Here is an 8,060-nt window from a genome sequence, read left to right as displayed (position 1 = left end):
CAGCCGCCGGCGGCCGCGCACCTGGCGCTCGCCGACACCCTGACGGCCGACCGCGACGGGGCCGCTGCCCGCTTCGCGCGCGACATGATCGTCGACTGGCTGGCGGCGGAAGCGATGCTGGCGGCGGGGCAGGGCGCCCCGGCGCGCGGCCGTCTTGCCTCGGCCAGCGAGCTGTGGGACAAGGCGCACGCCCTGTTTGCCGATGCGGACACCTATAATCTGGACGCGCGGCAGACCCTGATCGTGATCTTCGACGCGATCCGGAAGCACGTCCACGCCCACGCGCCACTCACCGAGTCGTCATGACCGACCGCACCGCCTTCTACGTCACCACCGCCATTGCCTATCCCAATGGCGAGCCGCATATCGGCCACGCCTACGAGATGATCGCCACCGACGCGATCGCGCGCTGGAAGCGGATCGAGGGGCGCGACGTGTACTTCCTCACCGGCACCGACGAGCACGGGATCAAGATGGTGCAGACGGCGCAGGCCGCCGGCATCACCGCGCGCGAGCTGGCCGACCGGAATTCGGCGCGCTTCAAGGACCTGGCGGCGGCGCTCGATATCTCCAACGACGATTTCATCCGCACCACCGAGCCCCGGCATTTCGCGTCCACCCAGGAAATCTGGCGGCGCATGCTGGCCAGCGGCGACATCTACCAGTCCACCTACGAGGGCTGGTACTCGGTGCGCGACGAGGCCTATTTCGACGAGAGCGAGCTCACCGAGGGGGAGGGCGGCAGGAAGCTCGCCCCGTCCGGCGCGCCGGTCGAATGGGTGAAGGAGCCGAGCTATTTCTTCCGGCTCTCGGCCTACCAGGATCGGCTGCTGAAGCTTTATGAGGAGCAGCCCGACTTCATCGCCCCGCGGGAGCGGCGCAACGAAGTGGTCTCCTTCGTCAAGGGCGGCCTGCAGGACCTGTCGATCTCGCGCACCACCTTCGACTGGGGCATCCCGGTGCCGGATGCGCCCGGGCACGTGATGTATGTGTGGATCGACGCGCTCACCAACTACATCACCGGCGTCGGCTTCCCCGACGAGAACGACCCGCGCTACCGGAAGTTCTGGCCCGCCGACCTGCACGTCATCGGCAAGGACATCATCCGCTTCCACACGGTCTACTGGCCCGCCTTCCTGCTCAGCGCCGGCATTCCGGTGCAGAAGCGCGTCTTCGCCCACGGCTTCCTCACCGTCGAGGGCAAGAAGATGAGCAAGTCGCTGGGCAACGTCATCGACCCCTTCGCGCTGATCGCCGAATTCGGCGTCGACCCGGTGCGCTACTACTGCCTGCGCGAGGTCAGCTTCGGCCAGGACGGCGACTGGGGCCGCGAGAAGTTCGTCAACCGCAACAATGCCGACCTCGCCAATAATTTCGGCAATCTGGCGCAGCGCTCGCTGGCCATGATCCAGAAGAATTTCGGCGGCCTCGTGCCAGCGCAGGAGACGACGGGGGCGGACCGGGAGCTTGTGGAGAAGACGGTCGCCGGCATCCGCCGGATGGCCGCCGCCATGGATGCCCAGCTCATCCACGAGGCGACCGGCGAACTCGTCGACATCCTCAACGCCGCCAATCTGTATTTCGCCGAGCAGGCCCCCTGGACGCTGAAGGCGGATCTGGCGCGCATGGGCACCATCCTGCACACCACGGCCGACGTCGTCCGCCGCGCCGCCATCGCCGCGCAGGCCTTCACGCCGCAGGCGGCGGCGAAGATGCTCGACCTGCTGGCCGTGGGCGCCGACCAGCGGTTGCTCGAGCACGCCCTGGGCAAGCCGTCGGGGCTGGCGGCCGGCACGGCCCTGCCGGCGCCCGAGCCGGTGTTCAGGAAATTCGAACAGGCCAAGTAGGCATGCTGATCGACAGCCACTGCCATCTCGATTTCGAGGCGCTCTCGGGCGACCTCGACGGCGTGCTGGCGCGCGCCGCCGCGGCCGGCGTCACCGGCATGGTGACCATCTCCACCTTCGTCGACAAGTTCGCCTCGATCAGCGCCATCGCCGAGGCGCACGACAATGTGTGGTGCTCGGTCGGCACCCACCCGCACAATGCCGACCAGGAACTGCATGTCGAAACCGCCGACCTCGTACGGCTGTCGGAGCACCCCAGATGTGTCGCCATCGGCGAGGCGGGGCTCGACTATTTCTACGACAACGCCCCGCGCGAGGCGCAGTCGACCGGCTTCCGCCGCCACATCGCGGCGGCGCGGATCACCGGGCTGCCGCTGGTGATCCATGCCCGCGCCGCCGACGACGACGTCGCCGCCATTCTCGAGCAGGAGGCGGAGCAGGGGCCCTTCCCGTTCGTCCTGCACTGCTTTACCGGCGGCGCCGAGCTGGCGCGGCGCGGCCTGGCGCTGGGCGGCTATCTGTCCTTTTCGGGCATCATCACCTTCAAGAATGCCGAGGAGATCCGCGCCATCGCCGCGTCGGTCCCGGCCGACCGCTACCTCGTCGAGACCGACGCGCCGTACCTGGCGCCGGTGCCGCATCGCGGCGAAGCCAACGAGCCGAGCTATGTGCGCCACACCGCCGAGCGGCTGGCGCAGGTGCGCGGCATCGGCATCGAGCAATTGGCGGCGGAAACGACGGGGAATTTCGGCCGCCTGTTCGCCAAGACCGGGCTCGCCTGATGCCGCCGGCCGAACGCATCGTCGCGACCATCATGGGCTGCGGCTCGTCGGGCGGCGTGCCCCGCATTGGCGGGCACTGGGGCGTGTGCGACCCGGACAACCCGAAGAACCGCCGCAGCCGCTGCTCGCTGCTGGTCGAGGGCTTCACCGGGGACCAGCCGCAGCCGACGCGCATCGTCATCGACACCGGCTGCGACTTGCGCGAGCAATTGTTGGCGGCCCGGGTCGACCGCGTCGATGCGGTCCTGTACACGCACGAGCACGCCGACCATACGCACGGCATCGATGACCTGCGGGTGCTCTCGCTCAACGCCCGCCGCCGCGTCGACGTGTATTTCAGCCAGGAAGCCGCCAACCGGATCGTGCCGAGCTTCGCCTATTGCTTCACGGCGCCACCCGGCAGCGGCTATCCGCCGATCCTCAACCAGCACATCATCGCGGCCGGGCTCGAGCTGACGATCGAGGGCCCGGGGGGCAGCATCGGCGTGCTGCCGTTCAAGCAGGACCACGGCGACATCTTCACACTCGGCTTCCGCATCGGCGGCTTTGCCTATTCGTGCGACCTCAGCGGCATTCCCGCGGAATCGCTGCAGGCGGTCGGCGGGCTCGACGTGTGGGTGCTGGACGCGCTGCGGCCGACGCCGCACCCCAGCCATCTCAGCCTGCCGGAATCGCTGGCGCTGATCGAGCGCCTGCAGCCGCGGCACGCCGTGCTCACCAACCTGCATATCGATCTCGACTACGTGCAGACCGACGTGATGACGCCGGAGAACGTGAGGCCGGCCTTCGACGGCCTGCAGATCGACGTCACCAACGGCGAGATCATCAGCCCCCGATAAGGCGTTACGGCCGCAGGGGGATCCGGTACGCGAACGCCGGCCACGGCCGCGGTTACCCGCAAGAGTTCCATAATATATCTTATGCGAATCTGATGGCAGCGGAGCGGGTGCGACGGCGGCTTGTCCTGCGCAACTCAATTTGGCACTGGCGGATGTACAATGTGGTAGTGACGGCCTCACCCGAGACGCCGGGAATGCCCTAGTTCGTCGACGACGGGGCGGAGTGGCGGGCGGGCCACCACTTGTCGCCCCTCTCCCTTACGAAGCGGGCGATGACGTAGTCCCAAGGCACGACGGCGATAACGAGAACGACGACGGATAACATCACGACCATCTCGAGCATCGGCTCGTCCGTTGTCCCCGCAAGAGTGGCTGGCAGAGCGACCCGCAGCAGCCAGACGGCCTTCCACGTGATTCGAAGAACAGCACCGGCAGCATCTTGAGCGGATAGCGCAGACCCAGCGCGCTGAGGAGAACCATGGCCGTCAGCATGGAAACTACAACCGAGCGCTGCAGCTCCCAGCCATAGGACGGATCGAGCAGTTGCGGCGCGAGCCGGATCCCCTGCCCGACGACGATGAGTGCGTAACCGGCGCGTAGCAGGTTGAGGCGAAGTGCCGATGGTTCGTTCACGATGTTGCCCCATGCCGCCAGCTTACAGGCGGCCACACCACAGCCTTGCCAGTGCCACACACCATTGTGAAAACGCCGGGCAATGTCAAATCTTGGGCACGAGAGTGCCAAATTGGAATGATCGGGGCATTCAGCGTCTTTAGCCGCCGCCGGTGTCATATGCGGACGACAGCCGGCTCGTCCCCTGCACGGCTATTTTGCAGCGGAGAGCGTTGAAATCGGGTCCCGGGAATCGGTGAACGCGCCACCTGGCTTTTCGTTGGGGAGATCAAAGCCGCCAGTGTCCGGGTCCGTTGGTCGAGCCCGTTGTGCATGCCTTGCCCGCGCCGCATTGATCCATCGGCGGGCCGCCAAGCGCCTTCTCGCCCGAACCGGGCCGATCCTGCGGTGCTCGACCAGGTCCGGCACACGCCGACCTGCCTGCGACCAATGCCGCGAGGCGGCTCACGGGTGCGGACCCGCCGCCGCCTTGGCTTGTCTTGGTCATGCAGCCGCCGGTTGGGCTGACCTGTACTCGGCCAGCCGCCCGTTGCGGACCCGACGCGCGGGGTCGCCGCGACGCCTTCGCTTCCTGGCCCCCCGATCCCAAGTGACGGCCGCCCTACCTCGTGCTGGACGCATCCGCGAGCAGGGATTACGATGACGACGAATTCGCGGCCCGGGTGGGGGCAACTGGGAATTCCGCGTCATCTGGAGCCGAGCGTGGCGTGATGGCGATGTCGACCTGTTCCAATTGCGGGTTCGCCAACCCTGAAGGCGCGCGGTTCTGCAGCAATTGCGGGACGGCGCTCGAGCCGTCGCGGCCGATCGAGGGCGAACGGCGCTTCGCCAGCGTGCTGTTCGCGGACGTCGCGCGCTCCACCGCCATCGCCGAGCAACTCGATGCGGAAGACTGGGCGCTGATCATGAACGGCGCCTTCGGGTTCATGAACGCCGCGGTGTCGCGCTATGGCGGCACCGTCTCGCGGCTGATGGGCGATGCCGTGCTGGCGCTGTTCGGAGCGCCGGTCGCGCATGAGGACGACGCCGAACGCGCGGTGCGCGCCGGGCTGGAAATCCAGGAAGCCGGCATGGCCTACGCCCAGGCGGTCAAGCAGCGCTACGGCGTCGATTTCGACCTGCGCGTCGGCATCAACACCGGCACCGCCGTGCTTGCCCTGGTCGGCGACGCGGTGAAATCGGAATATACGGCGCTCGGGGATGCCGCCAACATCGCGGCGCGCCTGCAGTCGGCCGCCGAACCCGGCACGGTGCTGATCAGCGCCGACACCTACCGGCTGGTACACGCCCTGTTCGACGTCAAGCCGCGCGGCCATATCGAGATGAAGGGCAAGCTGGCCCCGGTGGACTCCTACGAGGTGACCGGCGTCAAGGCGGCGCCGGGTTCGACCCGCGGGCTCGCCGGGCTGGCCTCGCCGCTGGTCGGCCGCGACAGCGAGCGCGCGCTGCTGGCCGGCAAGCTCGCCGACCTCGACAAGGGGATCGGTGCGGTCGTGGCGGTGATCGGCGAAGCCGGGCTCGGCAAGTCGCGCCTCATCGCCGAACTGCGCCAGTTGCGGGATGCCCTGCCCGATCCCCGCCCGCCCTGGCTGGAGACGCGCGCCCTCTCCTACGGCATGGCCATCCCCTACTACCCGTGGCGGGCCCTCGGACGGCAGATGGTGGGGGCCACCGACATGGACGCCGCCCCCGCGGTGCGCCAGAAGCTGGAAGCCTTCGTGCGGCGCCTCAAGCTGAGGCCGCTGGACCTGCCGCTGTACGAAACCTTGCTCGCGGTCGACAGCGAGCAGAGCCGGCTGGCGCTGGCCGGCAAGTCGGGCGACGCAGTGGTCGGCGGCGTGGCCGAAGCCGTGGTCAACGCCATCCGCTCGGCGATGCACGAAGGCGGCAGCACGATCCCGCATGTCGTCATCATGGACGATCTGCATTGGTCCGACAGCGCCACGCTCGAGCTGATCGCCCAGGTCGCGACCCTCGCCGCTTTCGAGCCGCTGCTGCTGGTCTGCGTGCTCCGGCCCGACCGCAACGCGCCAAGCTGGCAACTGGTCGACCGGCTGCAGGCGAGCCTGGGGAGCAGCTTTTCCCGCATCGACCTCGAGCCGCTCGACCCGGCCCGGTCGGCGGAGCTGCTGGGCAACCTGCTGCATATCGAGGACCTGCCGAACAGTATCCGGGCGCAGATCCTCGAGCGCTCCGAAGGCAACCCCTTCTATCTCGAGGAGGTGCTGCGCACGCTCATCGACGGCGGCCAGGTCGTGCGCGAGGGCGAGCACTGGCGGGCGACGAGGGACATCCTCGATGCGCGCATTCCGGACACGCTGGCGGGCGTGCTCAGCGCCCGCATCGATCGCCTGCCCGAGGCCACCAAGCGCGTGGCGCAGACGGCCGCCGTCATCGGCCGGGTGTTCCAGCACCGGGTGCTGGAGACGGTGTGCCGCGAGGCGCCGCCGGCCGAGCGCATCGAGCATGTCGAGCCGCACCTGGCGACGCTCTCCTACGAGCAACTGGTGCGCGAGCGGGCCCGCGACCCCGAGCGGGAGTACATCTTCAAGCACGCCCTGACCTGCGCCGCCGCCTATGACCTGCTGCTGCGCTCGCGCCGCCGGGAACTGCACGCCCGCGCCGGGCTGGCGCTGGAGACGCTCTACGCCGAGCGCCGGGACGAGTTCGCGGCCATGCTCGCCCATCATTTCACCGAGGCCGAGGATCCGGTACGGGCGCTGGACTACTCGCGGCGGGCGGCGGAGAACGCGCGCAAGCTGTTCGCGGCGCGCGAGGAACTGGAGCATCGCGAACGCATCCTGACGATCCTCGAGCACAAGGCCGATGCGGTCGCCAGCGAGATCATCGATGCGACGCTCGACTGGGCCCTGATCCGGCACCGGCTGGCCAACTACGAGGGCGTGCTCGACCGGCTCGAAAAGGCCGTTTCGATGGCGCGCGAGACCGGTGACAAGGAGCGCCTCGCCCTGGCGCTGTCGTGGACGGCAAACACTCACATGGTGATGGGCTTTCCGTCCAAGAGCGTCCCGTACCTGCTGGAGAGCAGCGACCTCGCCACCGAACTCGGCAACGAGCAGGTGCTGCTGCTGCCGCTGTTCTTCGCCACCTGGTCGATCGCCGACCGCGATCCGCGCGACGGCGCCGACAAGCTGCGCGAGGTGATCGACATCGCGCGCAAGTACAACGTCCTCGACGTGCTCGGCCACGCCATGGCCATCCGTGCCATCACGCTGGCACGCCTGGGAAATTTCGACGAGGCGCGAGCCCAGCTCGGCGAAGCGATGGACCAGATCCCGCGCATCAATTCCCCGGTCCGGGAAGCCGACATCCGCATTTCCGCCGGCGTCGCGCTCTACGAGATGGGCGACATCGAAGCGGGGCTCGAACAGGCCCGGCTGGGAGCCGAGCTCGCCTTCAAGGTCAACGGCATGGAATGCGCCTGTGCCGGGTACTACGTCGTGGGCAAGGGCGAACTGGAGCGCCACCGGCTGGACGAAGCGGAGGCCGAGCTGAACCGCTCCCTGAAGCTGGCGGACATCGCCGGGTTCGAGGGCTACGTGAACATGATCCGCGGCAACCTCGCCATGACCCAGTTCGAGAAGGGGGCGAGCGCCGCCGTCGAGAAGCTGCGCAGTTCCTACGACAATGCCCGCACCCTCAACGACGAATACGCCGCCGCCAGCCTTGGCCAGCAACTGGCGGTCGCGCTGCTGAAGCTCAACCGCACGGACGAGGCGGAAAAAGTCCTCGGCTTCGTCACGGGCGTCTTCCGCGACAAGAGCATGCGCCCTTCCCTCGCCAACGCCCTGGAACTCGCCTCCCGCCTCTACGAACGGACCGGCCGCGAGGAGGACGCCAGGCGCGCCCGCGACGAAGCGGAGGAGCTGCGCGCCTCCGTGCTGCTGTCGCCGCCGCCGGAGGCGGAGGAAGCCGGCCGGGCAGCGGATCGGCCCTGA

5 protein-coding genes and 1 pseudogene are annotated in these 8,060 nt (G+C 68.4%); 5 read left to right on the top strand and 1 reads right to left on the bottom strand.

Features of this window, described 5'->3' with window-relative positions; translation table 11 throughout:
* From VGD93_RS07615 to VGD93_RS07600, 4 genes and pseudogenes are all read left to right on the top strand, one after another.
* A pseudogene (locus VGD93_RS07615) lies at window positions 1–306 on the top strand (hypothetical protein); the annotation flags it as partial.
* On the top strand, window positions 303–1,847 hold the full coding sequence (gene metG, locus VGD93_RS07610; RefSeq protein ID WP_395010784.1) for a methionine--tRNA ligase: 1,545 nt from the start codon (window positions 303–305) through the stop codon (window positions 1,845–1,847). The pseudogene VGD93_RS07615 and the gene metG, both read left to right, overlap by 4 nt.
* Window positions 1,848–1,849: 2 nt before the next feature.
* Entirely contained in the window at window positions 1,850–2,629 is a 780-nt protein-coding gene (locus VGD93_RS07605; protein WP_395010782.1) for a TatD family hydrolase, read from the top strand.
* A complete protein-coding gene (locus VGD93_RS07600) occupies window positions 2,629–3,468 on the top strand; it encodes an MBL fold metallo-hydrolase (RefSeq protein WP_395010780.1) in 840 nt (279 codons plus the stop codon). Before VGD93_RS07605 ends, VGD93_RS07600 begins: the two co-directional genes overlap by 1 nt.
* Before the next feature lie 324 nt (window positions 3,469–3,792).
* Here the strand turns inward: VGD93_RS07600 and VGD93_RS07595 are convergent, their stop codons facing one another.
* Entirely contained in the window at window positions 3,793–4,101 is a 309-nt protein-coding gene (locus VGD93_RS07595; protein ID WP_395010778.1) for a hypothetical protein, read from the bottom strand.
* Window positions 4,102–4,811: 710 nt separating this feature from the next.
* Here VGD93_RS07595 and VGD93_RS07590 point away from each other — a divergent pair.
* Complete coding sequence (locus VGD93_RS07590; RefSeq protein ID WP_395010776.1) at window positions 4,812–8,060, top strand: ATP-binding protein; 3,249 nt, start codon at window positions 4,812–4,814, stop codon at window positions 8,058–8,060.

Origin of the sequence: Devosia sp. (assembly GCF_036406155.1) — a bacterium.
Taxonomy (GTDB): domain Bacteria; phylum Pseudomonadota; class Alphaproteobacteria; order Rhizobiales; family Devosiaceae; genus Devosia_A.
Note: the sequence above shows the minus strand (reverse complement) of the source record. Positions and strands in the feature narration are given on the sequence as shown.